The following is a 23026-nucleotide window of genomic DNA, read 5'->3' as shown; positions in this document are numbered from 1 at the left end:
CCATGAGCGACGAGGACGGCGAGGGCAAACTCTCGACTACCGCGCTGGCGCGCAAGCTGGAGATTCCGGTCCAGCAACTGTTCGCCACCCTGCGCGACTACGGCTGGATTCAGCGCCGGGGGGATACCTGGGTGCTGCTGCCGAAGGGGGAGTTCGAGGGCGGCAGTTACCAGCAGAGCAAACGCTTTGGCCGGTACATCGTCTGGCCCGCCAACCTCGGCCATCACCCCCTGCTGGCCGCACTGGAATCCAACCAGCGCATCACTGCCGCGGCCATGCGCCGTTACTACCCGCGGCTACACACCCGGCAGATCAACCGGGCGCTGGCGGAAATCGGCCTGCAGCAGCACACCATCATCGGTTGGGAGCTCACCCCGCTGGGCAAGACCATGGGCGGGCAGCAGTCGGAGAGCGAGGCCACCGGCGCCTTCTATGTGACCTGGCCCCACGAGATAGTCGACAACCCGGTGGTGCACCGGGAACTCAGTCGCCAGTCGGACCAGTTTCCCGCAGCGGAAGCCGCCGAGGGGGATTCGGCGCCCGACCTGTTCGCCAGTGCCTCCAGGCCCGCCCAGTGCGAAGGTGTGGATGGCCACATCCTCAAGACCCCGCTGCAGATGCTGGTCTGCAACTGGCTGTACCTGGCGCAGCTCGCCCACGCCTGTCACCGGGCGCTGCCGGTGGAGGAGCTGATCTACGCGGATTTCTACCTGCCTGTCGGCAACGTCTATATCGACTGCTGGGAACAGGCCTCCGGCCCGGCGGAGATGCGCCAGCGCCTGCGCAAGCGGGATATCTACAGCAGCATGAACCTGCGTTCGCTGGAGGTGGACGAGGACGATGTAGACCGGCTCGACGAGGTGCTGGGCAGGGGGCTGCTGGCTTTCGGGATTCGCTGCTGAGTCAGCGGCGCCGCAGGAACACGCCGCATTCCATGTGATCCGTGTAGGGGAACTGGTCGAACAGTGCGAACTTTTCGATGCGGTGGGTTTTATCCAGCTGCTGCAGGTTGTCGGCCAGCGTGTGCGGGTTGCAGGAAATGTAAATGATATTGTCGAAACCCGCGGCCATGGCCACGGTGTGCTCGTCCAGCCCGGCGCGGGGCGGGTCGACGAAAATCGTCCGCAGGTCGTAGTCGCCCAGTGGCCGGGGCAGGTTGGCCAGCCGGCGGAACTCCCGCACCCCGTTCATGGCCTGGGTGACTTCCTCCGCCGCCAGCCGGATCATCTGCACGTTGTCCGTGCCGTTGGCTTCGATGTTGTGCTGCGCGGCGCGCACCGAGACCTTGGCCAGTTCGGTGGCGATTACCGCATCGAATTGCCGCGACAGGGGCAGGGTAAAGTTGCCGTTGCCGCAGTAGAGTTCCAGCAGGTCGCCCCCCAGTCCCGCGGCCCGCTCACAGGCCCAGCCGATCATCGCGATATTGACAAGCGCATTGGGCTGGGTGAATGCCTGTTCGTACTGCCGGTAAGTGAAATCGCGCCCGGCGATGGGCAATTCCTCGAGGACCCAGTCCCGGCCGAGAACCAGTTTCTGCTTGCGGCTGCGGCCAATGACCGAGAGCTGCGGTGCGATCGACTGCAGTTCCGCGCGCAGTTGTTCGGCACTGTTCTCCCAGGCGCTGTCCAGTTTGCGGTGATAGACCAGGGTGACCAGGCTATCGCCGGCCAGGGTGGAGAGAAACTCCACCTGGAACAGTTTGCGACGCAGCGTGTCGCTCGACTGCAGCCGGTCCCGCAGCGCCGGCATCAGCTGCTGGATGGTGGCGCAGGCGATGGGAAATTCCGCTATTGGCACCGGTGTCTTCGGGTCCGCGGGATTGAACATCACATAGTCGAGGTCGCCGCCCTCGTGCCAGATGCGGAACTCCGCGCGCATGCGAAAGCCGGTGGGCGGCGAGGGGAAGACCTCCGGTGCCGGTGCGGCGAAGGGCGCCAGCAGGGCGCAGGTGGCCGCGACCTTGTCGCGCAGCAGGCTTGCGTACTGCGTTGGTTGTATTCTGGAAAGGGGCATCAGTCGAGTCGTGTGCGGTCGCGGGAATCCCAGAGTGCGCGGGCGCGCTCCAGGCAGTGATCAATGGTGTTGCCTGAGCTGCCTGCCTCGAGGCAGTAGAGCGCGCTGGCGGTGGTGGCGATAACCGCGTCCCTGCCATAGTCGTCATCCTGTTCAGCGCGCCACAGCGCGCGCAGGGGCTCTACGGACAGTTGTTCCACATCCGCGACCCGGCCCTGGATACTGCGCGGCAGCAGGATTTCCCGCGACTCGCCGGCCTGCAGCAGCTGCAGCCGGGTGTCCGCGTGGGGCTTGATCTCCACTTCGCCGCTCTCGCCCTTGAAGACCAGTGAGCAGGGCTGGTCGAGCAGGCGGTCCGCGTCCTGGTGCAGGCTGCCATAGGCCGGGTGGAATATGCTCTGGATACTGGCGGCGGCGCCCAGCGGGTTGAGCATCCGGGTGAGGGTGTTGACCGGGGAGCGCAGGCCGAGCAGCGGGCGCAATTGCACCAGTTCGTGCAGCGGCTGGCAGAAGGCCCGCAGCGGCAGGTAGCTGAGGTTGTCGCGGTCCAGCTGTTGTTGCGCTTCCAGCCAGTTTGCCGCAACCGGCAGCCCGAGCTGCTGCATCGCCTGTTCGGTGTACAGCCGGCCGGCGGTATGGCCGTCACTGCCGTGCACCAGGGTCCGGTATCCGGCCCCGGACAACAGCAGCAGCGACAGCAGGTACCAGGGGTGGTGATGGTTCTTGCCCGCGTAGCTGGACCAGTCGAGATCCGCAGCGAGCCCGGCCGGCGGCTGCAGCATCTCGCTGCGGCAGGCGTCGACGAAGCCCGCCAGTTCTTCCCCGGTTTCCTCCTTGACCCGCAGCAGCATGAGAAAGGCGCCGAGCTGCAGGGCTTCCACTTCGCCGCGCAGGATCATGGCGAAGGCGCTGGCGGCTTCCTCGCGGCTCAGCGAGCGGCTGCCGGTCTTGCCCTTGCCGAGAATGCGGACATAGGGCGCGAAGGGGTGCTCAGTGGCGGGTATCTGGAATGACAGGGGTCTGGTCACAGCGGTTACAGGCAATTGTCGGGTTTCGGCAGGCCGGCGATCTTGCTGCCGAGCTTGGCCGGTGAGCCGGGGAACAGTTTCAGCAGGTAGATGCTCCTGCCCTTGTCGGGGCCGAGCTTCAATGCGCAGTATTTTACCAGAGGACGCATCGCAGGTGAGCTGTCGAAGCTGGAATAATACTCGCGAAGCAGGTGGATAACTTCCCAGTGCTCATCGCCGAGTTCAATGCCTTCGCCGGCGGCGATCTGCCGCGCGACCTCCGGCGACCAGCTGTCCAGGTCGTGGAGGAATCCTTCCCGGTCGAATGCCTCCGGCGGAAGCACGGCTCAGTACCAGGCCAGTTGGCGAGGGAAGCGTTCGCTCAGGGCGACGAAACCGTCGTAATCGACGAGTTCCACCGCCGCGAGTCGCGCTTCCACGCCCGCTGCCTGCACATCCGGGCGCAGGGCGCAGATTTTCGCCGGGCTGGCGCTCAGTTGCCGCCATCCCTCGCTGGCGTCGAGGGCGCCATACACGCCGCTGCCCATCAGCAGGATGCAGTCCTGCGCCGTGGCCAGCGCCAGGCACTGGGCGAAGGGCGCGCTGGAGGGGGTGGCATTGAGTGTGTGCAGGATCATGTCACAGGCTCAGCAGGTGGTCACACTGCGTCATTATCGAGCGGATGTCAGCGGCGTCCAGCAGTTCGACGGGCACCACCAGTTGATCGGCCTGCAGGCCATAGCGAGCGATGGCGGCGGCGTCCACGTAGACGGACTCGACATCGTAGAGAGGCAGGGAGGAAAGGATTTTCCCCGCTGACTTCTGCCCGATGGCCTCCGCGTGCTGGTCCTGCAGCAGTTGCAGGACACCGTCGCCGAGGAACAGCAACTGGACATCCTGTTCAAAGGCGCCCATGGCGAGCGCGAGGTCGATCGCGGAGCGCGACAGGGTGGATGCGTAGGGCGGCTGGCGCAGCACCACCAGTTGTTTGTGCCGGGTGATTTCCGTCATCTCAGCCCCCGAAGGTCAGCAACCGGTCCGCCGCACTGGCGGCGTCGATAAGCTGGCCGAGCCCCGCGATTTCAAAGCCCGGCTGCAGCGTGGCGCCGGCCTTGCCGTAGCGAGCGGCTTCGCCCGCGTCCAGCATGCCGCGTTTGAGGGCGGAGGAAATGCACAGCACCAGCTCGACACCGTGGGTGTCAGCGAACTCGCGCCAGGCCGCGGCGATATCGGTTTCATCCTGGGGCAGTACCGCGTTGCCGTCACCGGTGGCGGCGCCGTTATCGAGGAAGAACACCCGGTTCACGCTGTGGCCGCGGGCGATGGCCGCCCCGGCAAAAGCCACGGCTGCGCGGGCGCCGTGGCTGGAAAGCGGCGGGGAGAGGACGAGCAGGCTGTAGATCATGGGGCGGGTCGCAAAATAAAAAACCCCGGCGCAAACCGGGGTTTGGTTACTGCGCAGCCGTGCTCAGTCATCGCCGCCAAGGGCGGTGAGCAGGTACAGCAGGTGGACGAACAGGTTGTAGATGTCCAGGTACAGGGCCACCGTCGCACGGATGTAGTTGGTTTCCCCGCCGTGGATGATCCGGCTGGTGTCGAAGAGGATCAGGCCGGACATGATCAGTACCATCGCCGAGGAAATCGCCAGCGATACCGCGGGGATCGCCAGGAAGATGTTGGCGATCATGGCCACGACGGCCACCAGCAGGCCCACCGTGAGGAAGCCCGCCATATAGGAGAAATCCTTGCGGGTGGTCAGGGCGTAGGCGGACAGGCCAAAGAACACGATGGCGGTGCCACCGAGGGCCTGCATGACCAGCGCCGGGCCGCCGGGCATGGCGAGGTAGGCGTTGAGCATTGGACCGATGGAAGCGCCGAGTACGCCGGTGAAGGCGAAAATGGCCAGCAGGCCCTTGCTGGTGTCGGCCATCTTGTGGACCACGAACAGCAGGCCGAAACCGACCAGGCTCAGGATGAGGGCGGCGCCGTGGGGCAGGCCGATGGCCATGGAAATCCCCGCGCACAGGGCGCTGAAAGCGAGGGTCATGCCGAGCAGTAAATAGGTGTTTTTCAGCACCTTGTTGGTGGCCAGCACACTGTCCATACCAGCGCTGTGGACGTTGTACATACTTGTCTCTTGCATCGACTTCTCCGTCAGTGGTTGCGCGTTATCGCGTACATTCCTGTGACAGATGATACGGCCTCGGGGTTCAATTTCAAGCAAAACCGGAGGCTGTTCACCGGCGTAAAAACCGTATGCGCAGTAGGTGATTTGGGCCATTCAAGGCCCTTTTTGGCAAGTGCTCAGCGCGGCCAGAGGCAGGCCAGGGAGTGCTGCTCCAGCGGCTGCGGTTCGCCGAAGTGGTAGCCCTGGCAGAGGTCAACGCCGATTTCACGCAGGCGTTGCAGGATCGGTTCGTTCTCCACGAACTCGGCGATGGTCTTCAGGCCCATGAGTTGGCCGATGCGGTTGATGGACTGCACCATGGCGTCGTCGAAGGGGTCGGCGAGAATGTCGCGCACGAACATGCCGTCGATCTTGATGAAGTCCACCGGCAGGGACTTGAGGTAGCCGAAGGAGGACAGGCCGCTGCCGAAATCGTCCAGCGAGAAGCGGCAGCCGAGGGCCTTGAGCTCCTCGATGAATTGCAGGGCGCGGGCAAAGTCGGCGATCGCCGCGGTCTCGGTGATCTCGAAGCAGACCTGTTCCGGGTTGACCCGGTAGTCCCGGAACCCCCGCTTGATATCGCTGAGCAGTTCGCTGTTGTCCACCGAGGCGCCGGATAGATTGATGGAGAAGGCGCTGTCGCGGTCGTTGGTCGCACCCATCCAGGCGAGCATGTTGCGCACCACCCAGTGATCGATCCCGCTCATGTGGCCGTAGCGTTCCGCAGCGGGAATGAAGGCGCCGGGCAGGACCGGTACGCCGTCCTCATCGAGCATGCGCACGAAGATCTCGTAGTGGTCGACCCGGCTGGTGTCCTGGGTGGCGACGATGGGCTGGTAGAAGAGGCGCAGGCGGTCGCTGTCGATCGCCTCGCGAATCCGCGTGGCCCAGGCCATCTGGCCGCGGCGTTCGGCGACCTGCTCATCCTGCTCCTGGTGCAGGTGCACGCGGTTGCGGCCGCTGTCCTTGGCGGTGTAGCAGGCGGCGTCGGCCATGGTCATGAGTTCCGCCGCGCTGCGATTTTCGCGGGTAAAGCCGGCCAGCCCGATGCTCACCCCCACGGCAAAGGTGCGGCCCTGCCAGCTGAAACGGAATTCCTCCACCCGGCGACGGATCTCGTCGGCGATTTTCCAGCCCTGTTCGATCGAGCAATCATGCAGCAGTATGCCGAACTCATCGCCGCCCAGGCGGGCGAGGGTGTCGCTGCCGCGCACGCTTTCGCCGAGCAACACACCCAACTGGCGCAGCAGTTCGTCGCCGGCGTGATGGCCGCAGGTGTCGTTGACGATCTTGAACTGGTCGAGGTCGGCGTAGCAGATCACGTGGTGCTGGTGGGCTTCCACGGTGTGGTTGATCAGCGCGTGCAGGCGGTTTTCGAATTCCCGGCGGTTGAACAGGCCGGTGATGGCATCGTGGGAGGCCTGGTAGGAGAGGGTGCGCTCCAGCGCCCGTGCGGTGGAGATGTCCTGGAATACCAGCACGGTGCCGATCATCCGGCTCTGCCGGTCGCGGATCGGCGCCGCGGTAAGCTTGATGGTGACCTCGGTGCCGTCCGCGCGGTGCAGGACCAGCGGGTCGTGGCGGCGGATGCGGGTGCCTTCCTGCCCGAGGGCGGAGAGGCCAAGTCGCACCATGTCGCTGTTGTTTTCCTCGTAGAGGGTAAATGCCTCCGCCAGGCTGCGGCCCACGGCTTCGTTCTCGCTGAGGCCGATGATGTCCCCGGCCACCGGGTTGATATACAGGATCTGGTCGTGGGCGTCCGCGGTGATGACCGCTTCACCCAGCGAGGCGAGGGTGACCTGGGCGTGCTCTTTTTCCTCGAACAGCCGTTCTTCCGCGCGCCGTTGCTCGGAGATGTCGCGCAGGGTCGCGGTGTAGTCCACACCGCCAACCCCGCTGCCGTGATTGGCTTCGAAGGCGAGCACGGTGCGTTTGCCGCTGTCTTCCTCGCGCACGAACTCGCACTGGGTAATACTTTGCAGGGATGCCGCGCTGTTCGCGCGGCGGCCGTTTTCCAGCTGCAATTCAAAGCGCGCCTGCTGGAATACATCCAGTGCCGAACGACCGACGGCGGCGCCGGCGGGCACCTGCAGGAGTTTCTCGGCGCCGGGATTCAGGCTGGTGAGGATGCCCTGTTCATCGAAGGTGAAGATGCCGTCGCGCACCTGGCGAACGATTTCCGCGGTTTTTTCCGTGGCCGATTGCAGCGCGCCGATCAGCCGGTTGTAACTGGAGGCAATCTGGCCGATTTCAGTGAACGGCTCCTCCGGCGCCCGCAGGGTCAGGTCCGCGCTGCGCTGCTGCTCCTCGATGCAGCCCAGCAGATCGCTGAGGTAGGTGCGGGCGCCGTGTTCGGAAACGTTCAGCCCCTGGGCTTCGTCCTCGGCGGACACGCGCAAGGGCACCGCAGACGCCAGCAGGCGCAGCGCGGCGTAGCCGACGGCAAAACTCCACAGCGCGCAGGCCACGATGCCCTCGACCTGCACCAGCAACTGCTGGCCGCGGCTGAGTCCTGTCCCCAGGAGTTCCAGGTCGCCGAACAGTGCTACCGCCAGGGTGCCCCAGATGCCCGCGCCCAGGTGTACGGGGATGGCGCCCACCGCATCGTCCAGGCGCAAGCGTGCCAGCGCCCGGTCGGTAAGCAGCATGGCGACTGCGCCACCGGCGCCGATCAGTACCGCCGACTGGCTGGAAACCGCGTGGCAGTTGGCGGTAATCGACACCAGCCCGGCGAGTGCCCCGTTGAGCGCGGAGCCGATCGCGTCGCAGTCGGGGGAGAACAGGGGGCGAACCAGGTACGCCACCAGCATACCGACCGCTCCTGAGAGCAGGGTATTGGCGACGATGCCCGGCACCCGCTCGGTCATCCCGAGAGTGCTGCCGCCGTTGAAGCCGACCCAGCCGACGAAAAACAGGATCACCCCGATCATCGCCATGGGCAGGTTGGATGCGGGAATGGCGACCGGGCCGGGATTGAAGCGCCCGATGCGCGGGCCGATGCAGATGATGGCGGCGAGGGCTACCCAGCCGCCGACGCTGTGGACCACGGTCGAGCCGGCGAAATCGACAAAGCCACGTTCCTGCAGCCACCCGGCACTGCCGGTAAAGGCACCGCCCCAGGCCCAGTGGCCGAAGATCGGGTACACCAGGCCGGCGATCAGGATGGAAATCAGGATGTAGGCGCGAAAGCGCATGCGCTCCGCGACGGCGCCGGAGACGATAGTCGCCGCGGTGGCGCAGAACATCACCTGGAACAGGAAGAAAGTGACCAGCCAGGTGCCGCCGCGGCCGAGATCCGGCGCGAACAGGTGCGTGCCGAACAAGCCGGTATTGCTGTTGCCGAACATCAGGCCGAAGCTGAAACACCAGAACAGCACCCAGACTACCGCCAGGTCGACGGCGTTCTTCAGCGCCACGTTGATCGAATTCTTGGTGCGGGTGATCCCGCTTTCCAGGCACAGGAAGCCGCCCTGCATCAGCAGGACCAGTACCGATGCCAGCAGTACCCAGAGAATATCCAGTGTGCTCTTGTCACCCATCGCTCTCGATTCGCTCTATGTGACAATACGGGAAAGTCAGATTGTGCCGCCCCGGTCTCTGCGGGCCGGGTACCTGTCTAAACTTTATACAGCCGGGGTGTGCGGCGGAAGTGGTAAGTCGCTGTTTTAGCGTGGGTTTGTAATGCGGGTCACACTTTTTGCGGCTTTTCAGGGGATACGCCGAGATGTTTCGAGGGCGATGTCGCCAGCCGAAGTCATGGTGCCGGCGCCCACCGCCGTCGGGCAGCAGCATCGAATAGACCCGAAAAGACGGCTCGCGTACAGGGAAAGCCGCAGGAAGAGTGCGTGGAGCAGGGCCAAAAAAAAGGCTTACATTGCTGTAAGCCCTTTTTTGTATGGCGGTGGGCCAGGGATTCGAACCCCGGGAGGGTCTCCCCTCAACGGTTTTCAAGACCGCCGCTTTCGACCACTCAGCCAGCCCACCGTAAACTTGAATTGTCACTTCGCGCCGTGGTGTTGCGAAGCAGGCGGCATTATACCTGTAACCAATAACGAGGCAAGGGAAGCCGGCTGAATATTCGCGGCGTTCATACAGAACGCCGCGATTTTCCCTGCAACCGCTTACGAAATAGCCGCTTCGGATACCGGGGCAGCTACCGCCAGCGGTCCGCGAGGATCGTTGGCCGCGCGTGCAACGACCCGGCCGCTATGAGCGGCGGGCGGGGCTACGTAGTCGCCAAACAGCGTCGGATACGCAGTATCGATCAGCAGGTTGTCGATGGGCTTTGCAGCGACACGGGGGTCGTTGACTGCGCGTCCGTCGGCAGTGACGCCCGCAGGCGCTTGCGCCGGTGCGGCCGGCGCTTGCGCTACCGGCTCGGGTTCAGCGACGGCTTCGATGACGGGCTCGGGAGCGGGTGTTTCCCATACCGGCTCGGACGCTGGTGCCTCTGCCACTGGGGTTTTTTCCTCGAAAGCAGGTGCTTGCTGTGCGGGGATTTCCGCTGCCACCTGGGTGGGCTGGGAGTCCTCCGCTGCGCCGGTTTGCTGGGCGGACTGGGGCTCGAAGACGAGTGCAGGCTCGTTGGCTGGCGCCTCGGCGATGGCCGCGGCGAGGCCGGCCTGGATTTGCTCGGCTTCGGCCAGTGCTGCCGCATTGCTGGCCGGGCTGTCCTCGAGAACCGGTGCCGGAACAGGCTGCTCGCGAGGTTCTCTGGGCTGCAGTAGTTCGGACTCGACCTCGCCAGCGGGCTTGCTTGGAGAGACTTCGTTACCGGTTTCTACGGCGTTGGTGGCTTCCGGGGAGGTCGCTTCGCCATCGCGCTTGCGGCCGCGGTTGCGGCGGCGGCGGGCGGGCTGCTCGCGTTTCATGTCCGAGGGACGTTTGCGCGGCTGCTGGCCATCAACTGAGTCGCTGGCGTCTTCGCTGCGGGGTTCCGCCTGGAACAGGTTTTCCTCGGTAACCGCCTCCTGGGCCTCGGCTTCCTGCCGGCGACGGCCGCCGCCGCTGCGGCGTTTGCGGTTGTCATCGCGCGGCTTGCCGCGGTTGTCGTCACCGCGCTCGCGAGGCTGCCGGGACTCCTGGCGGGAATCTTCGGAACGGTTGTCCTCTTTACGCTCTCCGCGCTCTCCGCGCTCTCCGCGATCACTGCGGGGCTTGCGCTGCTTGCCCTTGCCTTTGCCCTGGCCTTCGGCACTGGCGTCGGCGGTGCTGCGTTGCCGGTTGCGATCGCCCTGGCCTTTGCCGGCGCCGGTTTTTTCCCCGGCAGGCGCTTTCTTGCCCTGTTTTACGGGGGCGGGTTCGACTTCCGCTTCGCCGACTATGGCACTCCACAGGCGGGTAAACAGGCCGGGGCGGGCGGGCGCAACCGGGGTCGGTGCGGCAGCCTGCCTGGGGCTTTGGGGACGCTCCGCGCGGGGCGGCTTGTCGACGCTTGCCGGTGCGGGGGCCTCGGGCTTGACGCCCTGGACCACAGCCTGCGGCTGTTTGACAACAGACTGCTGGGAGTCGGTGATTGCTTCCATGTCCGGCGGCGTGATATCGACGTCGTAGCTGACTTCATGGTTGCCTTCGACCTCGTCATCGCGCAGGCGCTGCACCTCGAAGTGCGGTGTTTCAAAGTTGGGGTTGGGCAGTACCAGTACCCGCACGCGGGTAACCCGCTCGATTTCGTTCAGCGCCACGCGTTTTTCGTTGAGCAGGAAAGCGGCGACATCGACCGGCACGATGGCGCGGACCTCGGCGCTGCGTTCCTTGATGGCTTCCTCTTCCAGCAGGCGCAGAATCGACAGGGCCAGCGACTTGGTGTCGCGGATGGTGCCCTGGCCGGTACAGCGCGGACAGACGATGTTGGACGTCTCGCCGAGCGAGGGGCGCAGGCGCTGGCGGGACATCTCCAGCAGGCCGAAGCGGGAGATGCGGCCGACCTGGACCCGGGCGCGGTCGATGGCGAGGGCGTCGCGCACGCGGTTCTCTACCGCGCGCTGGTTGCGGGCCGCCAGCATGTCGATGAAGTCGATGACCACCAGGCCGCCCATGTCGCGCAGGCGCAGCTGGCGGGCGATCTCGTCGGCGGCTTCGAGGTTGGTCTGCAGCGCGGTTTCCTCGATGTCCGAGCCGCGGGTGGCGCGGGCGGAGTTGATGTCGATGGAGACCAGTGCCTCGGTGGGATCGATCACGATGGAGCCGCCGGAGGGCAGGCGCACTTCGCGCTGGAAGGCGGTCTCGATCTGGCTCTCGATCTGGAAGCGGTTGAACAGGGGAATGCTGTCCTCGTACATCTTCAGCCGGTTGCTGAACTTGGGCATCACCATGCTGACGAAGTCTTTCGCCTGCTGGAAGGCTTCCGGCTGGTCGATCATTACCTGGTCGATATCCTCGCGCAGGTAGTCGCGGATGGCGCGGATGATGACGTTGCTTTCCTGGAACAGCAGGGTGGGGGCCTTCACCTCTTCATTGGCGGCGGTGATCTTTTCCCACAGTTGCAGCAGGTAGTTGAGGTCCCACTGCAGTTCCTCGGCGGAGCGGCCCACACCGGCGGTGCGGATGATGACGCCCATGCCGTTGGGGATTTCCAGGGCGGAGAGCGCCTCGCGCAACTCGGAGCGGTCGTCGCCCTCGATGCGGCGGGAGATGCCACCGGCGCGGGGATTGTTGGGCATCAGCACCATGTAGCGGCCGGCCAGGGAGATGAAAGTAGTGAGGGCGGCACCCTTGTTGCCGCGCTCTTCCTTTTCCACCTGGACAATGATTTCTGTGCCTTCCTTGACCAGTTCCTTGATCTTGCCGCGGCCGTCGCCGTCGGGTTTGCGCTGGAAGTACTCGCGGGAGATTTCCTTCAGCGGCAGGAAGCCGTGGCGCTCGGCGCCGAAGTCGACGAAGGCGGCTTCCAGGCTGGGTTCAACCCGGGTGATCTTGCCTTTGTAGATGTTGGATTTTTTCTGGATCCGGGAGCGGTTCTCGATATCGAGATCGTAGAGACGCTGGCCATCGACCAGCGCGACGCGCAACTCTTCGGGTTGAGTTGCGTTGATAAGCATTTTCTTCATAAATGTGCCATAAACCTGAGGGCGGTCAGGCCTGGCGGGGCAGGAATCAGTACTATGCGTGGCCCCATATCAGGAGCGGGGCCAACGGGAGTGGGCGAGGGCGAGGCCTTCGGAAGCCCGGGTAGTTGTGGGCTGGTGTCCGGCGCCTGTCGCGAAAATCGCGCCTCCCGGCATCCAGGTGCACTTTGTCGATGCGTATTGGCATCAATCTCCAGCACTTCGGCGGTACTTTGCCGGTTGCTGGATGAAGGGGGAATGGTGCGCATTCCGCCTTTTTGGTAGTGTCGCCGCACCTGGAGAGGGCGACACCACAGAAAAGTCACATTCTGATTCGGTGTCCCGGCAGATTCTGCTGCCCGGTTAGTTACAATGCTGATCGCGTAGAGGTGTTGGTGGGGGACTCGCCCGTTGGGGATGTGCCCGCAGTGCCTTTCGAATCAGCGCCTGAGCGTGTGGTTTGGCTGGCGGTACCTTGCAATTGTTTCGGCAGGCCCAATCGTCGCCAGTCGCTGGAAGTTACCTCGCCGCGGCATTTTGCCCGGTGGGTACAGCCACACGCCGGAGTATACTACCAGTATGTTTAAAGAAAGTTAAACGAATTCCGTAATTTATGACAGAAACTGAAAGTGCCAGACAAGGGGTCAGGCATCTGGCGGTCGATGAAGACTCCGCCGGACAGCGACTCGACAATTTTCTCCTGCGCGAGCTCAAGGGCGTGCCGCGCACGCGGCTGTACAAGGCCCTGCGCAAGGGCGAGATTCGCGTCAACAAGGGGCGCGTGAAGCCCGATTACCGCCTGGAGGCGGGCGATAACGTGCGCCTGCCGCCCCTGCGGACCCCGGCGCCGACCGAGGCGCCGGTGGTTTCCCGTCAGTGGGTCGGGCGCGTCGAGGCCGGCATCGTCTATGAGGACAAGTCGCTGCTGGTCGTCAACAAGCCCTCGGGGCTGGCGGTGCACGGGGGCAGCGGCCTGAACTACGGCCTGATCGAGTGCCTGCGACAGATGCGCCCGCAGGATCGCTACCTCGAGCTGGTGCACCGGCTGGATCGCGACACCTCCGGGCTGATCCTGATCGCCCGCAAGCCCGCGCTGCTGCGGGAGCTGCACCGGCAGCTGCGCGGCGACGAGGTGGACAAGCGCTACCTCGCGCTGGTGCAGGGTAGCTGGCCGAAGGCGCTGTCGCGGGTCGAGGCACCACTGCAGAAGAACGTATTGAAGTCCGGTGAGCGCATGGTGCGGGTGGACCGCGAAGGCAAGCGTTCGGTGACCGAGTTCAGTGTGGTCGAGCGCTTCAAGGGTGCCACCCTGGTGGAGGCCAAGCCGGTGACTGGCCGCACCCACCAGATCCGGGTGCACGCCCTGCACGCGGGCTATCCGCTGCTCGGCGACGACAAGTACGGCTCCCGGGAGGGGGAGGTATTGTGCAAGCAGCTCGGGTTGAGGCGCCTGTTCCTGCACGCGGCCCGGCTGTCCCTGAAACTGCCCGAAAGCGGCCGCCTGGAGCTTCAGGCACCCCTCGATGACGAGTTAAACGAAATTCTCCAAAGACTTCGTAAGTAATTAATATATGGTTATATTTGACTGGGATGGAACCCTGTGCGACTCGGTCGCGCAAATCGTGGCCAGCGTGCGCTCCGCGGCGCTGGAGATCGGCCTGGAGCCGCCCTCGGAGGCCGCCGCCGCCAACATTATCGGGCTCGGCCTGCCCCAGGCGATCGAGGTGCTGTTTCCCTCCCAGCCGCTTGAATTGCGGCAGGAGATCGCGCGGGTCTACTCGGGGCATTACGTGGCCAATGACACGGGCCGGCCGCGCCTGTTTCCCGGGGCGCTGCAAACACTGAACGCGCTCAGGGGGCGCGGCCTCGGCCTGGCGGTGGCCACTGGCAAGAGCCGGCGCGGGCTCGACCGGGTGCTCGGAGCGCTGGATATGGGCAGTTTTTTCGATACCAGCCGCTGCGCGGATGAGACCCGCTCCAAGCCCGACCCCCTGATGCTGCTGGAAATCATTGAGGAGCGACAGCTCGATCCGGCCGAGGTGATCATGGTGGGTGATACCGAATACGACCTGGAGATGGCGGCCAATGCCGGGATTGCCTCGGTCGGGGTCAGTTTCGGCGCCCATGAGCGGGAGCGCCTGCTGGCCCACAATCCGCTGGTGGTGGTCGACAGCCTGCCCGAATTGCTGGACCTGGCGATCCTCTCCCGCTAGTTTGCTGCCGCAGGGGCCAGCGGGTCGATGCCCGCCTGGCGCAGCAGGCGGCAGGTGGTGATCAGCGGCAGGCCTTCGAGGCCGGTCGGGTCGTCACTGTGGATGGCCTCGAACAGGGCGATGCCCAGTCCCTCGCACTTGAAACTGCCGGCGCAGTCCCAGGGCGCCTCGGCGCGCAGGTAATGTTCGATGTCCGCGGCGGAGAGATCGCGAAAGCGCACAGTGGTGCTGTGGAGCGCGGCATAGGCCTCGCCGGTCCGGTGGCGGTGCAGGGCGACCCCGGTCAGGAAGCGGGCTTCCCTGCCGCTGCTCGACTGCAACTGGGCGAAGGCGCGTTCGAAGTTGCCCGGCTTGCCCAGAACTTCACCGTCTACCACTGCTACCTGGTCGCTGCCGAGCACCCATGCTTCCGGGGCCTGCGAGGCAATGGCGGAGGCCTTGGCGCCGGCCAGGCGCAGGGCCAGCGCCTCCGCGGGCTCGCCGGGCAGGGGGCTCTCGTCGACCTCCGGGGAGCGGCATTCGAAGGGAATTTGCAGGCGCTGTAACAGCGATTTTCGGTAGCGCGAGGTGGACGCCAGGATCAATGTCATCGTCAATTTGCCAGGGAATGTGAATAAGTGGGCGAACTGCTTGTATTCTATAGAAATTTCTTTGACAAAGGGTGGACCTCTCACTATGATGCGCGCCTATGTTGAGCGACCCCCTCCCGAATGCGCTGGACGTCCGTAAGGCCGCAGCGCGTGGCGTGAGTGTCAGCGGCGTGTTGCAAGTCCGCGATTTGCCCCAGTTACGGTCCCTGTTGGCCAGTGACGAGGGGCAGGTCGAAGTGCAGTTGGACTTCTCGCGCGACGAGGAAAACCGGCCGGTCGTAGCCCTTGCGGCTACCGCCCAGGTATCGGTGGCCTGTCAGCGCTGCCTCGGGCCCATGCCGCTCACGGTGTCCGGTGACACGACGCTCGGTATCGTATGGACCGACGAGCAGGCCAAACACCTGCCGAAGCACCTGGACCCGATCGTGGTGCCGGAGGAGGGTGGCAAGCTGTGGGACATGGTCGAAGAGGAGTTGATCCTGATGTTGCCGGCCTTCAGCTATCACGACACACAGGATTGTAAACAGATACTGTCCGGCTACTCCGGTCAGGAACCTGAAGAGGAAGCGGCGCCCGAACGCCCCAACCCCTTCGAGGTACTGGCCCGGTTAAAACCGGATAAGGAACCCAGGAGTTAGTCATGGCAGTTCAGCAAAACCGGAAAACCCGTTCACGTCGCGGCATGCGTCGTGCCCACGATTCTCTCAACGGCAACACCCTGTCCGTTGACCAGACCTCTGGCGAAACCCATCGTCGTCACCACGTGACCGCCGATGGTTTCTATCGCGGCAAGAAGGTCGTAGAGACAGGCGCGGAAGACTGATCCTTCCTCGTATCCTTCGCGGCGCCACGCAGGTGGCGCCCGTATTTCTCCTCCCCGCAGTACCCCCAAACGACTCCCACCGAATCGCCGGCCCTGTCGCCGCGCGGTCGACGGCCTGATTTTGTCTGGCGTCGGGGCGGCGTGAACTCTAGACTTTCGGCAATAGATCCTCCAATAAGGTGTACCGAAAATGACCGACAGCAATACAGCATTTGTTTTCCCCGGCCAGGGCTCGCAGAAAGTGGGCATGCTCGCCGCTGCGTACGCCAGTTACGCTGCCGTGCGCGACACCTTTGCGGAGGCCGCTGAGGCACTCGGCTACGACATCTGGGACCTGATCCAGAACGGTGAACAGGAAGCGCTGAACCTGACCGAGACAACCCAGCCAGTCCTGCTGACCTCGTCAGTGGCGCTGTGGCGGGCCTGGCAGGCCGAGGGCGGTCCGCTGCCCGGCCTGATGGGCGGGCACAGCCTCGGTGAGTTCTCTGCGCTGGTCTGCGCCGGTGCGCTGGGTTTCGCGGACGCGGTCAAGCTGGTGCGCCAGCGCGGCCAGTTCATGCAGACTGCGGTGCCGGTGGGCGAGGGCGCCATGGCGGCGATCATCGGCCTCGATGACGACGCCATCAACCGCATCTGCGAGGAAACCGACGGCGTGGTCGCCGCGGTCAACTTCAATTCCCCGGGCCAGGTAGTGATCGCCGGGCACAGCGGGCCGGTAGCCGCAGCCATCGAGGCGCTCAAGGCGGCGGGCGCCAAGCGGGCGCTGCCGTTGCCGGTAAGCGCGCCTTTCCATACCGAACTGATGCAACCCGCCGGTGAAAAACTGGCCGAGGCGATAGCGGACATTGCGATTGCCACGCCCGCTATTCCGGTGGTACACAATGTGCATGCCCGTACCGAGGAAGATCCGGAAAAGATTCGCGCATTGCTGGTACAGCAGATCTACAGCCCGGTACAGTGGACCAGTTGTGTAGAGACCATGCTTGAGCGGGGTGTGACGAACAGCGTCGAGTGCGGCCCCGGCAAGGTGCTGAGCGGCCTCGCGCGCCGGATCGACAAGACCATAGAGTGTTATGCCATCGAGGAGCCGGCCGAACTTGCGGCGGCACTCGACGCATTGAAAACTGCCTGAGTCAGCAATAAGGAGTAGGGAAGGGGAATGAGCGAATCAGCAAAAGTAGCCCTGGTCACCGGGGCGAGCCGTGGTATTGGCAAGGCCATCGCCGAACAACTGGCGGCCGCCGGCTTCGTGGTGGTCGGTACCGCGACCAGTGACACCGGCGCCGAGGCGATCAGCGCCTACCTGGCCGCAGCGGGCAATCCCGGCTGCGGCATGCGCCTGAATGTCGTCGATGAGGCATCTGTCAGCGAGGTGCTGGACGCCATTGGCGAGCGCTTCGGTGCGCCGCTGGTGCTGGTGAACAACGCCGGTATCACCCGCGACAACATCATGATGCGGATGAAAAACGACGAGTGGAATGACGTTATCGACACCAACCTCAATGCCCTGTACCGGGTCAGCAAGGCCTGCCTGCGGGGCATGACCAAGGCCCGTTGGGGACGCATCGTCAACATAACCTCAGTGGTCGGTTCCATGGGCAATGCCGGGCAGGCCAACTACGCGGCCACCAAGGCCGGCGCAGAGGGTTTTTCCCGCGCGCTGGCGCGGGAACTGGGTTCGCGCTCGATCACCGTGAACTGCGTGGCGCCGGGGTTTATCGATACCGATATGACCCGCGAATTGTCCGACCAGCAGCGCGAGTTGATGCTCGGGCAGATCGCCCTGGGCAGGCTCGGTGCGCCCGAGGAGGTCGCGGCCGTGGTCAACTTCCTGTGCAGCGACGCGGCGGGCTATATTACGGGCGAAACCATTCATATCAACGGCGGCATGTACATGTCCTGATTCGCTGATATGATTGGGGTGCCAGTTTGGCCGCTTCAGCGGGAAAAAAACCTTCTAACAATCAAACAAAACCTAGTAAAATGCCGGCTCAGGCCGTAAAACCAGGTTTACCGGTTTGATACAGCACTAAACTCAGGAGTGACATAGAATCATGAGCAGCATCGAAGAACGCGTTAAGAAAATCGTCGCGGAACAGCTTGGTGTAAAAGAGGAAGAAGTGTCTACAGAGGCTTCCTTCGTCGAGGACCTTGGCGCCGACTCTCTGGATACGGTAGAACTGGTAATGGCACTTGAAGAGGAATTCGAAACTGAAATCCCCGACGAGGAAGCAGAAAAAATTACCACCGTTCAGCTGGCTATCAACTACATCAACGAAAACCTCGCCTGATTTCAGCTGACGTACGTAGAGCCGTTTCTATTTTCTGGATAGAGCGGCTTTTCTTCTTTTGGGGCACGCCAAAATAATCCTGTAGTTGTAGAGGGCAACGCGTTGATAGGCAGAAGAGTGGTAGTAACCGGGCTGGGTATGGTCAGTCCGATCGGGCACACCGTCGCGACGACCTGGGAGAATATCCTGGCTGGCAAGAGCGGCGCGGCGCCCATCGATTTCTTCGATGCATCCGCCTATACAACACGCTTTGCCGCCAGCGTGCGGGATTTTGACGTATCCCCCTACCTCGAACCGAAAGAAGCGCGAAAAATGGACACTTTCGTGCAGTTCGGCATGGCCGCGGGTATCCAGGCCTTTGAGGACAGCGGTTTTACCGTTACCGAGGAAAATGCCCCCCGCGTCGGCTGCGCCATCGGCTCCGGCATCGGCGGCATAGGCCAGATCGAGAAAAACGCGGAGATTCTGCAGACCTCGGGGCCGCGCAGGATTTCACCATTTTTCGTGCCCGGTTCCATTATCAACATGATCTCCGGCAACCTGTCGGTGCGCTATAACCTGCAGGGTCCCAACCTTGCCATGGTCACGGCCTGCACCAGCGGAACCCACAATATCGGCCTCGGCGCGCGCCTGATCGCCCTCGGCGACGCCGATGCGATGCTGGTCGGCGGTGCGGAAATGGCCACTACGCCGGTCGGCCTCGGCGGCTTTGCCGCGGCGCGTGCGCTGTCGACCCGCAACGACGACCCGCAGGCGGCTTCCCGTCCCTGGGATCGCGACCGCGACGGATTCGTCCTCGGCGAAGGCGCCGGGGTGCTGATGATCGAGGAATACGAGGGGGCCAAAGCCCGCGGGGCTAAAATCTACGCCGAAATCACCGGTTTCGGTATGAGTGGCGACGCCTACCACATGACCCTGCCGCCGGCTGACGGTCGCGGTGCCGCGCTCTCCATGAGTGGCGCAATTCGCGATTCCGGCGTCGACCCCTCCGACATTCAATACATCAATGCCCACGGCACCTCAACCAATGCCGGTGACGTGGCTGAAAGCCTCGCAGTGGCGCGGGTTATGGGCAGTGCCGCCGGGCAAGTTGCGGTGAGTTCCACCAAGTCGATGATCGGCCACCTGCTGGGCGCCGCCGGTGCGGTTGAAGCCATTTTCTCAGTACTGGCGATGCGCGACCAGGTCTGTCCGCCGACGATCAATCTCGACAACGTCGACGAGAACGCGGCGCCGCTGAATTTTGTGCCGCACACCGCCCAGGAACGCCCCATTCGCAATGTGCTTTCCAACTCCTTCGGCTTCGGCGGAACCAACGGGTCCCTGGTATTCAGCCAGGTCTGATGTCGCTCTCCACGCCCGCGATTTGGATCGACGGAGAACGGGCTAACGCGCTGCCGCTGCCGGACCGGGGGCTGGATTTCGGCGACGGCCTGTTCGAAACCCTGCTGGTGGTGCGCGGAATACCCCTGTTTGCCGACCTGCATCTCGAGCGCCTGGCGCTGGGGGCCCGGCGCCTCGGGTTTCCGCAGGATGCGCTTGCCGGTGTCCACTCATGCCTGGCGCCCGCGTTGGCCGCTGTCGGCGAAGCCTGGGACTGCGCGGCCCTGCGCCTGACCCTGACCCGCGGCAGCGCCCCGCGCGGCTATGCGCCGCCGGAACTGGCCATTCCCCGTGTGATCGCCAGTGCCAGCCCCCTGGACCTGCCCTCTGCAGAGTTGCCCCGGCCCCTTGACGTGGGGCTGTGTGACATACGCTATTCTGTGCAGCCCCTGCTTGCGGGTATCAAGCACCTCAACCGGCTGGAGCAGGTGATGGCCGCAGCGGAAGCCCGCACCCAGGGCCTCGACGAGGTGGTGATGCTGGACCTGAATGACCAGGTGCGCTCGCTCAGTGCGGCGAATATCTTCATGCTGGAGTCCGCGACCCTGGTCACACCACCCCTGCGCGACTGCGGTATCCTCGGTACCCGGCGGCGCCTGCTGGTCGAGCGCTGGTCGGTGGAGTTGGGTATTGCGGTGCTCGAGCAGGACTTTTCGCTGGCCCGCCTGCTGGCTGCGGATGAGGTTTTTTGCACCAGCAGCCTGCGCGGCGTGCAACCCGTGGGCCGTATCGGCGCGCGTCGCTGGTCGGAGTTTCCCCTGTGTTCCGCGATTCACGCCCGCTATGTTCGGGAGCTGCCATGCTGAGGTCACTGGCTGTCGCGCTGTTTGTGCTTTTACTCCTCGGCCTGCTGGCCGCGGCTGAACTGCAGCAGAGGTGGCAGCGCCCCCTCAACCTGCCGGGCGACGACTATATCCTGGTGGTCGAGCCGGGCGACAGCCTGCGTAGTGTGGCCGGTCGCCTGGAGCAGGAGGGGGTGTATCCGGACCCCCTGTTATTGCGGATCTACGGCCGAATCACGGGCCTGGACCAGCAGATCCGGCACGGCGAGTACCGGGTAGAGCGTGGTGCCACCGCGCGGGACCTGCTGTACCTGCTGCACGAGGGCAGGGTGATCAGCTACCAGGTGACGCTTCCCGAAGGTATCACGCTCGCCGAGGCTGTTCGTCGCCTGGCCGCAGCCGAAAGCCTGCAATCCGTGCTCGATGGCGCCGGCGACCAGCGCCTGCTGGCACTGGTTGCGCCCTACGAGAACCCCGAGGGCTGGTTTTTCCCCGACAGTTACCACTACCAGCGCGGCACCACCGACCTCGAAATACTGCAGCGCGCCCATACCGCGATGCGCGAGGTGCTGGCGCAAGCCTGGGAGGAAAGGGCAGAGGGCCTGCCCTACGCGAACGCCTACGAGGCCCTGATCATGGCCAGTATCGTCGAGCGCGAGACCGGCGTGCCCGAGGAGCGCGAACAGATTGCCGGCGTGTTTGTCCGCCGCCTGCAGCGGGGTATGCGCCTGCAGACAGACCCGACGGTGATTTACGGCCTCGGCGAGGACTTCGATGGCAACCTGCGCCGGGCGCACCTGCGGGACCCGGCCAATGCCTACAATACCTACAGCCACGCTGGCTTGCCGCCTTCACCGATCGCCTTGCCCGGCCGCGCGGCAATCGTGGCTGCCCTGCACCCGGACCAGGGTGATACGCTGTACTTTGTGGCTCGGGGCGACGGCGGTCACTACTTCAGTCGCACCCTCGCCGAACATGAAAAGGCGGTGCGCGAGTACCAGTTGCGGCGCCGCCAGGATTACCGCTCCAGTCCGCAGGCGGGCGGGGGCCAGTAACGGGGCAGATGATGGAGTCCAGGGGTTTGTTCATTACCGTCGAAGGCGGGGAGGGCGTTGGCAAGACCACCAACATGCGCTTCCTCGAAGACTGCCTGCGCGCCGCGGGCGTGGATCTGGTGGTGACCCGCGAGCCGGGCGGCACCGCCCTGGGCGAGCAGATTCGCGAGGTGATGTTGCAGCCACGCGAGGAATTGGTCGCGCCGGAGGCGGAACTCCTGCTGGTGTTTGCGGCCCGCGCCCAGCACCTGTCCGAGGTGATACTGCCGGCCCTGGACGCCGGGCACTGGGTACTCTGCGACCGCTTTACCGATGCAACCTACGCTTACCAGGGCGGGGGCCGCCAACTGCCGGTGCCGCTGGTGCGGGAACTCGAGCAACTGGTGCAGGGCGATTTGCGCCCGGACTACACCATCCTGCTGGACGCGCCGGTGGCAATCGGCCTCTCCCGCGCCGGCGACCGCGGTAACCTCGACCGGATCGAGAACGAGCAGGTGGCGTTTTTCGAGCGCGTGCGCGCCACCTACCTGCAGCTCGCCCGGGAGAGCAGCGGCCGCTACCGGGTAGTGGACGCCGCGCAATCCCTGCCCGAGGTGGAGGCGCAACTGGCCAAAATCTGCCAGGAGCTGGCGGGCTGTTGGCAGGCACGCCGCCCGTGAGTGCCCCGGTACAACTCCCGGAAGTCAGTCCGCCGCTGCCGTGGCAGTATCCCGCGTGGGAACAGCTGGCCCGGCAGATCGAGGGTGCAACCTTGCCCCACGCACTAATGCTGGTTGCGCCGCGCTATACCGGTAAGGAGCGTTTTGCCACTGCGCTGGCCCGCCTGTTGCTGTGCGAGCAGCCGGACGGGGGCCTCAACTGTGGCCGCTGCAGGGCCTGCCAGTTGACCGCCGCGGGCAGCCACGGCGATTTCCACTGGCTGGGTCCCGAGGGCAAGGCCCAGGTGATCAAGGTCGACAGCGTGCGCCATGCAGTGAGTCTCGCCAGCAAGACCGCCACCCACGGGCGCGCCAAGGTTATCGTGTTTTCTCCCGTGGAGGCGATGAACGTCAATGCGGCGAATGCCCTGTTGAAGTGCCTTGAAGAGCCCACCCCGGAAACCTACATGCTGCTGCTGGCGGCGCAGCCGCACCGGATTCCCGCCACCGTTCGCTCGCGCTGCCAGCAGCTGCGCCTGCCGGCACCGCAGCGGGAGCAGAGCCTCGCCTGGCTGGACAGCGCCACCGGCGCGCGCGGCGAGAGCGAAAAGTGGCTCGATCTCGCGGACGGCAGGCCGCTGCTGGCGCAGCAGCTCTACAGCGATCCGGAAGCCGACAACCTGGTCGCACCGCGACTCGCCTGTGCCGCCCTGCTCGCCGGTGAAATCGACGTCGGCCGGGCGGTTGCCATGGTCGAGTCCAGCGAACTTCCCCAGGTGCTGGAACAGGTGGCCGCGACATTGCGATCCTGGCTGGCGTCCTGTGATGCGCCGACCCTGCGGGGCAGGCGTGCGCGCGCACTGTTCGCCCTGCTGGATGAAGTCGGCGATGCCCAGCGGGCGGTCAACAGCGGGGCCAATCCCAATCGCCAGCTGCTGTGCGAGGTAATTCTCGAAAAACTGCATTTTCTGTTGGGAGGTCAGGGCCGCGATGCTAGTATCAGCCCATGATTTCGTGG

23 protein-coding genes and 1 tRNA gene are annotated in these 23026 nt (G+C 64.6%); 13 read left to right on the top strand and 11 right to left on the bottom strand.

Features of this window, described 5'->3' with window-relative positions; translation table 11 throughout:
* Window positions 1-2 precede the first annotated feature (2 nt).
* A complete protein-coding gene (locus ACNKU3_RS06280; protein WP_418258561.1) occupies window positions 3-902 on the top strand; it encodes a hypothetical protein in 900 nt (299 codons plus the stop codon).
* Window position 903: 1 nt separating this feature from the next.
* Here ACNKU3_RS06280 and trmA read toward each other — a convergent pair whose 3' ends face one another.
* From trmA to rne, 10 genes are all read right to left on the bottom strand, one after another.
* On the bottom strand, window positions 904-2013 hold the full coding sequence (gene trmA / locus ACNKU3_RS06275) for a tRNA (uridine(54)-C5)-methyltransferase TrmA (protein ID WP_418258560.1): 1110 nt from the start codon (window positions 2011-2013) through the stop codon (window positions 904-906).
* Complete coding sequence (locus tag ACNKU3_RS06270) at window positions 2013-3041, bottom strand: glycosyl transferase family protein (protein ID WP_418258559.1); 1029 nt, start codon at window positions 3039-3041, stop codon at window positions 2013-2015. The genes trmA and ACNKU3_RS06270 overlap by 1 nt, the downstream gene beginning before the upstream one ends.
* Window positions 3042-3046: 5 nt before the next feature.
* Window positions 3047-3364, bottom strand: coding sequence for a TusE/DsrC/DsvC family sulfur relay protein (locus ACNKU3_RS06265; protein ID WP_418258558.1), 318 nt, complete (start codon window positions 3362-3364; stop codon window positions 3047-3049).
* Between the two features lie 3 nt (window positions 3365-3367).
* Window positions 3368-3658 carry a sulfurtransferase complex subunit TusB gene (gene tusB / locus ACNKU3_RS06260; protein ID WP_418258557.1) on the bottom strand — a complete coding sequence of 97 codons (291 nt, stop codon included), beginning with the start codon at window positions 3656-3658 and terminating at the stop codon, window positions 3368-3370.
* Between the two features lies 1 nt (window position 3659).
* The gene (gene tusC, locus ACNKU3_RS06255; protein ID WP_418258556.1) at window positions 3660-4031 is read right to left on the bottom strand and encodes a sulfurtransferase complex subunit TusC; all 372 of its coding nucleotides are present in this window, start codon (window positions 4029-4031) and stop codon (window positions 3660-3662) included.
* A gap of 1 nt (window position 4032) precedes the next feature.
* The gene (gene tusD, locus ACNKU3_RS06250) at window positions 4033-4425 is read right to left on the bottom strand and encodes a sulfurtransferase complex subunit TusD (protein WP_418258555.1); all 393 of its coding nucleotides are present in this window, start codon (window positions 4423-4425) and stop codon (window positions 4033-4035) included.
* 63 nt (window positions 4426-4488) lie between these two features.
* A complete protein-coding gene (locus ACNKU3_RS06245) occupies window positions 4489-5163 on the bottom strand; it encodes a Bax inhibitor-1/YccA family protein (RefSeq protein WP_418258554.1) in 675 nt (224 codons plus the stop codon).
* A gap of 161 nt (window positions 5164-5324) precedes the next feature.
* On the bottom strand, window positions 5325-8726 hold the full coding sequence (gene amt / locus ACNKU3_RS06240) for an ammonium transporter (RefSeq protein WP_418258553.1): 3402 nt from the start codon (window positions 8724-8726) through the stop codon (window positions 5325-5327).
* 357 nt (window positions 8727-9083) lie between these two features.
* A tRNA-Ser gene (locus tag ACNKU3_RS06235) sits at window positions 9084-9171 on the bottom strand.
* 137 nt (window positions 9172-9308) lie between these two features.
* Window positions 9309-12236, bottom strand: a complete 2928-nt coding sequence (gene rne / locus ACNKU3_RS06230) for a ribonuclease E (RefSeq protein ID WP_418258552.1) — start codon at window positions 12234-12236, stop codon at window positions 9309-9311.
* A gap of 610 nt (window positions 12237-12846) precedes the next feature.
* On the opposite strand from rne, the gene rluC reads away from it, so the two are divergent.
* Both rluC and ACNKU3_RS06220 read left to right on the top strand, forming a co-directional pair.
* On the top strand, window positions 12847-13797 hold the full coding sequence (gene rluC, locus ACNKU3_RS06225) for a 23S rRNA pseudouridine(955/2504/2580) synthase RluC (protein ID WP_418258551.1): 951 nt from the start codon (window positions 12847-12849) through the stop codon (window positions 13795-13797).
* Between the two features lie 7 nt (window positions 13798-13804).
* The gene (locus tag ACNKU3_RS06220; RefSeq protein WP_418258550.1) at window positions 13805-14446 is read left to right on the top strand and encodes an HAD family hydrolase; all 642 of its coding nucleotides are present in this window, start codon (window positions 13805-13807) and stop codon (window positions 14444-14446) included.
* On the opposite strand, the gene ACNKU3_RS06215 is transcribed toward ACNKU3_RS06220, so the two are convergent.
* Complete coding sequence (locus tag ACNKU3_RS06215; RefSeq protein ID WP_418258549.1) at window positions 14443-15036, bottom strand: Maf family protein; 594 nt, start codon at window positions 15034-15036, stop codon at window positions 14443-14445. The genes ACNKU3_RS06220 and ACNKU3_RS06215 overlap by 4 nt on opposite strands.
* A 188-nt stretch (window positions 15037-15224) precedes the next feature.
* Here ACNKU3_RS06215 and ACNKU3_RS06210 point away from each other — a divergent pair, with 188 nt between their 5' ends.
* The 10 genes from ACNKU3_RS06210 (at window position 15225) to holB (ending at window position 23018) form a co-directional block, all read left to right on the top strand.
* Window positions 15225-15674: a YceD family protein gene (locus ACNKU3_RS06210; RefSeq protein WP_418258548.1), complete on the top strand. Its 450-nt coding sequence runs from the start codon at window positions 15225-15227 to the stop codon at window positions 15672-15674.
* Window positions 15675-15676: 2 nt separating this feature from the next.
* A complete protein-coding gene (gene rpmF / locus ACNKU3_RS06205; protein WP_418258547.1) occupies window positions 15677-15859 on the top strand; it encodes a 50S ribosomal protein L32 in 183 nt (60 codons plus the stop codon).
* Window positions 15860-16049: 190 nt separating this feature from the next.
* Complete coding sequence (gene fabD / locus ACNKU3_RS06200) at window positions 16050-16991, top strand: ACP S-malonyltransferase (RefSeq protein ID WP_418258546.1); 942 nt, start codon at window positions 16050-16052, stop codon at window positions 16989-16991.
* A 27-nt stretch (window positions 16992-17018) separates the two neighbouring features.
* Window positions 17019-17762 carry a 3-oxoacyl-ACP reductase FabG gene (gene fabG / locus ACNKU3_RS06195; RefSeq protein ID WP_418258545.1) on the top strand — a complete coding sequence of 248 codons (744 nt, stop codon included), beginning with the start codon at window positions 17019-17021 and terminating at the stop codon, window positions 17760-17762.
* Between the two features lie 151 nt (window positions 17763-17913).
* Window positions 17914-18150 carry an acyl carrier protein gene (gene acpP / locus ACNKU3_RS06190; protein WP_135443995.1) on the top strand — a complete coding sequence of 79 codons (237 nt, stop codon included), beginning with the start codon at window positions 17914-17916 and terminating at the stop codon, window positions 18148-18150.
* A 102-nt stretch (window positions 18151-18252) separates the two neighbouring features.
* The gene (gene fabF / locus ACNKU3_RS06185) at window positions 18253-19494 is read left to right on the top strand and encodes a beta-ketoacyl-ACP synthase II (RefSeq protein WP_418258544.1); all 1242 of its coding nucleotides are present in this window, start codon (window positions 18253-18255) and stop codon (window positions 19492-19494) included.
* The gene (gene pabC, locus ACNKU3_RS06180) at window positions 19494-20339 is read left to right on the top strand and encodes an aminodeoxychorismate lyase (protein ID WP_418258543.1); all 846 of its coding nucleotides are present in this window, start codon (window positions 19494-19496) and stop codon (window positions 20337-20339) included. The genes fabF and pabC overlap by 1 nt, the downstream gene beginning before the upstream one ends.
* Window positions 20333-21370: an endolytic transglycosylase MltG gene (gene mltG / locus ACNKU3_RS06175; RefSeq protein ID WP_418258542.1), complete on the top strand. Its 1038-nt coding sequence runs from the start codon at window positions 20333-20335 to the stop codon at window positions 21368-21370. Before pabC ends, mltG begins: the two co-directional genes overlap by 7 nt.
* Before the next feature lie 11 nt (window positions 21371-21381).
* Entirely contained in the window at window positions 21382-22029 is a 648-nt protein-coding gene (tmk, locus tag ACNKU3_RS06170; protein ID WP_418259025.1) for a dTMP kinase, read from the top strand.
* On the top strand, window positions 22026-23018 hold the full coding sequence (gene holB, locus ACNKU3_RS06165) for a DNA polymerase III subunit delta' (RefSeq protein ID WP_418258541.1): 993 nt from the start codon (window positions 22026-22028) through the stop codon (window positions 23016-23018). Before tmk ends, holB begins: the two co-directional genes overlap by 4 nt.
* The last annotated feature ends 8 nt before the right edge of the window (window positions 23019-23026 follow it).

This window comes from Haliea sp. E17 (genome assembly GCF_048323675.1).
GTDB lineage: Bacteria > Pseudomonadota > Gammaproteobacteria > Pseudomonadales > Halieaceae > Mangrovimicrobium.
The sequence above is the reverse complement of the archived record's forward strand: the minus strand, read 5'-3'. Positions and strand labels throughout refer to the sequence as shown.

Bases quoted from the DNA above. Each gene is read 5' to 3' on its own strand.
- ACNKU3_RS06280 (WP_418258561.1), top strand. From the start codon at position 3: ATGAGCGACGAGGACGGCGAGGGCAAACTCTCGACTACCGCGCTGGCG.
- trmA (WP_418258560.1), bottom strand. From the start codon at position 2,013: ATGCCCCTTTCCAGAATACAACCAACGCAGTACGCAAGCCTGCTGCGC.
- tusB (WP_418258557.1), bottom strand. From the start codon at position 3,658: ATGATCCTGCACACACTCAATGCCACCCCCTCCAGCGCGCCCTTCGCC.
- tusC (WP_418258556.1), bottom strand. From the start codon at position 4,031: ATGACGGAAATCACCCGGCACAAACAACTGGTGGTGCTGCGCCAGCCG.
- tusD (WP_418258555.1), bottom strand. From the start codon at position 4,425: ATGATCTACAGCCTGCTCGTCCTCTCCCCGCCGCTTTCCAGCCACGGC.
- ACNKU3_RS06245 (WP_418258554.1), bottom strand. From the start codon at position 5,163: ATGCAAGAGACAAGTATGTACAACGTCCACAGCGCTGGTATGGACAGT.
- amt (WP_418258553.1), bottom strand. From the start codon at position 8,726: ATGGGTGACAAGAGCACACTGGATATTCTCTGGGTACTGCTGGCATCG.
- rne (WP_418258552.1), bottom strand. From the start codon at position 12,236: ATGAAGAAAATGCTTATCAACGCAACTCAACCCGAAGAGTTGCGCGTC.
- rluC (WP_418258551.1), top strand. From the start codon at position 12,847: ATGACAGAAACTGAAAGTGCCAGACAAGGGGTCAGGCATCTGGCGGTC.
- ACNKU3_RS06220 (WP_418258550.1), top strand. From the start codon at position 13,805: ATGGTTATATTTGACTGGGATGGAACCCTGTGCGACTCGGTCGCGCAA.
- ACNKU3_RS06215 (WP_418258549.1), bottom strand. From the start codon at position 15,036: ATGACATTGATCCTGGCGTCCACCTCGCGCTACCGAAAATCGCTGTTA.
- rpmF (WP_418258547.1), top strand. From the start codon at position 15,677: ATGGCAGTTCAGCAAAACCGGAAAACCCGTTCACGTCGCGGCATGCGT.
- fabD (WP_418258546.1), top strand. From the start codon at position 16,050: ATGACCGACAGCAATACAGCATTTGTTTTCCCCGGCCAGGGCTCGCAG.
- fabG (WP_418258545.1), top strand. From the start codon at position 17,019: ATGAGCGAATCAGCAAAAGTAGCCCTGGTCACCGGGGCGAGCCGTGGT.
- acpP (WP_135443995.1), top strand. From the start codon at position 17,914: ATGAGCAGCATCGAAGAACGCGTTAAGAAAATCGTCGCGGAACAGCTT.
- pabC (WP_418258543.1), top strand. From the start codon at position 19,494: ATGTCGCTCTCCACGCCCGCGATTTGGATCGACGGAGAACGGGCTAAC.
- mltG (WP_418258542.1), top strand. From the start codon at position 20,333: ATGCTGAGGTCACTGGCTGTCGCGCTGTTTGTGCTTTTACTCCTCGGC.
- tmk (WP_418259025.1), top strand. From the start codon at position 21,382: ATGGAGTCCAGGGGTTTGTTCATTACCGTCGAAGGCGGGGAGGGCGTT.